This window comes from Halorubrum tibetense, assembly GCF_042661865.1.
Classification (GTDB): domain Archaea; phylum Halobacteriota; class Halobacteria; order Halobacteriales; family Haloferacaceae; genus Halorubrum; species Halorubrum tibetense.
Genome location: NZ_JBHSWW010000338.1, coordinates 1 through 2,293, shown reverse-complemented (window position 1 = coordinate 2,293; position 2,293 = coordinate 1). Strand labels below are relative to the sequence as shown.

The following is a 2,293-nucleotide window of genomic DNA, read 5'->3' as shown; positions in this document are numbered from 1 at the left end:
CACCCGTCACCCCGGCAGCACGGGCTGTGGCTCGACAGGATCGCCCCCGTCGCCGCGGAGGCCCTCGCTGACTGACCGGGCGCGAATCGCGGCCACGACGACTCGGTCGTCGGCCGTGATCGCGCTGTGTTAGTCGTCAGCCCCGACCCCGGCCGGTTCGGTGCCGACCCGCCGCGCGAGGAAGTCGTCGAGCAGCCGGAACGTGCGGAGCTTCTGGTCCTGATCGGAGGAGGCGTGGCCCTCCTCGCCGAGCTCGCGGTACTCGAAGTCGGCGTCCTCACCCTCCTCATAGCCGGCGTCGAGGAGCGCGTCACGGAAAATACGCGCCTGCGACACCGGAACGCGGCGGTCGTTGACGCCGTGGATCGAAAAGAGGGGTGCGTCGACGTTCTCGACGTGGGTGACCGGCGAGCGCTCCTCGTACAGATCCGGGTTCTCCTCGGGCGTGCCGAGGTACGTCTCCAGCAGCTCCGTCCGGAAGTGCGGCATCGTGTTCTCGAACATGTCGACGAGGTCGGTCACCCCGATCCACGCGATGCCGGCGTCGTACAGATCGGGGTACTGGACGAGCTGCCAGTAGGCGGAGTAGCCGCCGTAGGAACCGCCGAAGACGACGACGCGGTCCTCGTCGAGCCAGTCGTACTCATCGAGAGCGTGTTCGACGCCGATGGCGACGTCCCCCTGCTCGGCCCCGCCCCAGTCGTCGTGGAGCTCACGGACGAACGACCGGCCGCGCCCGGTCGACCCCCGGTAGTTGATCTTGAGCACGGAGAACCCGCGCGAGACGAGCACCTGCGTGTACAGGTCGAACCGCTTCGTGTCGCGTGCCCGCGGTCCCCCGTGCGGGTTGACGATGAGCGGCGAGGGTCGCTCGCCGGAGTCGTACAGCAGCGCCCCGATCTCGAACGTCTCGTAGGGGTCGTGCTCGACCGCCGCTTGCGGCGTCTCTGGCACGCCGTCGGAGTCGAACGTAACGTACTCGGCGTCCGCGAAGTCCTCCGAGGAGAACGGGCCGTACTCGGGTTCGACGAGCGTCTCGTACTCGTGTGTCGAGAGGTCGTACGCCACGAGCTCCGTCCGCGTCGTCGGCGAGGTGTGTGTGAGCAACACCCGGTCGTCGCCGAGGATCGGGTTCCCGGCCCCGCCGAAGCTCGCGACCCCGTCAGGGAGGTCGAACTCCGTCGCCTCCCCGGTTTCGAGGTCGTACACGACGGGGACGGTGACCGCGTCACGGGCGCGGGTGCCGATGGCGCGCTCCCCGTCCGGCAGGAACGCGGTGGGCGACTCCTCGTACGCGTCGTCGCCGAGCCAGGCGACCGACTCGGACGCCGTGTCGTACACCCCGACTCGACCGAGGTCCGGCGAGTTGTCCCCGACTAGCAGCCGTTGCCCGTCGGGGCCCCAGTCCGCCGGGGCGGACTCGGCTCCGACTTCGCCCAGCGCGAGGTTCCGCGGGTTCGACCCGTCGGCGTCGGCGATGTACACGTCGCGGTTGTCGTAGTCGTCGCGCTCGTTCGTGGTGTAGGCGACCCGCTCGCAGTCCGGCGAGAGAACCGCTCCGCCGGTCGCGCGGTCGTACTCGGTGATCTTCTCCGTCTCGTCGGTATCCAGGTCGTGTCGGTACAGGTTCATCTGTCCGCCGCGACTCGACCCGAGGATCAGGGTTCGACCGTCCTCGCCCACGTCGTTGAGGACGACCTGGCCGTCCATCTCGACGACGGGTTCGACCGCACCGTCGCGCGATATCGCGTGGAGGTCGTTCTGTTCGTCGCCGTCCTCGTCGACGTGGAAGAAGACGCGCTCGCCGTCCGCGCTCCAGTTCACGAACCAGCGGGCGTTCCGGGGAACGTCACCGTCGCTCCACTGCGTCCGCTCACCCGAGTCCGCGTCGAGCACGTGGAGCTCGTTGCGTCCGGTGACGTCGTAGTACGCCGCGACCTCGTCGCCGTCCGGGGAGGCGGTCGGATGCGCGAGCGTCGGGAGGCTCGCGAGCGCTTCGAGCACGTCGTCGGTGTCTACGGCCTCGCTCATTCTTGAACCCACGATCCGACGCCAGGGGCATAAACGCCCGCGTAGCGGCCTCGCATTCCCCCACCGCTTCCCTCCCGATCTGCGTCTCGGGCGCTCACCGGACTGGCGTACCGGTCGATCCCTCTCGGACCGGTCCCAGACGCGCTGCCTCGGCCCGCCGCCGGAGCCGCTCGACTCGCTCGTCCACCGACGGGTGCGTGGAGAGCCACCGCTCGATCGCCTCGTCCGTCTCGCGGTGCGTCGACAGCGGCGCGAACGGCCA

1 protein-coding gene and 1 pseudogene are annotated in these 2,293 nt (G+C 69.5%); both read right to left on the bottom strand.

The window, feature by feature from the left end:
- Positions 1–129: 129 nt before the first annotated feature.
- Complete coding sequence (locus ACFQEU_RS14700; RefSeq protein ID WP_379783371.1) at positions 130–2,031, bottom strand: S9 family peptidase; 1,902 nt, start codon at positions 2,029–2,031, stop codon at positions 130–132.
- A 94-nt stretch (positions 2,032–2,125) separates the two neighbouring features.
- Positions 2,126–2,293 (bottom strand): annotated as a pseudogene (locus tag ACFQEU_RS14695) (M48 family metallopeptidase); the annotation flags it as partial.

What these genes read in the sequence shown, in the direction of transcription:
- ACFQEU_RS14700 (WP_379783371.1), bottom strand. Translation starts at nt 2,031, where the DNA reads ATGAGCGAGGCCGTAGACACCGACGACGTGCTCGAAGCGCTCGCGAGC.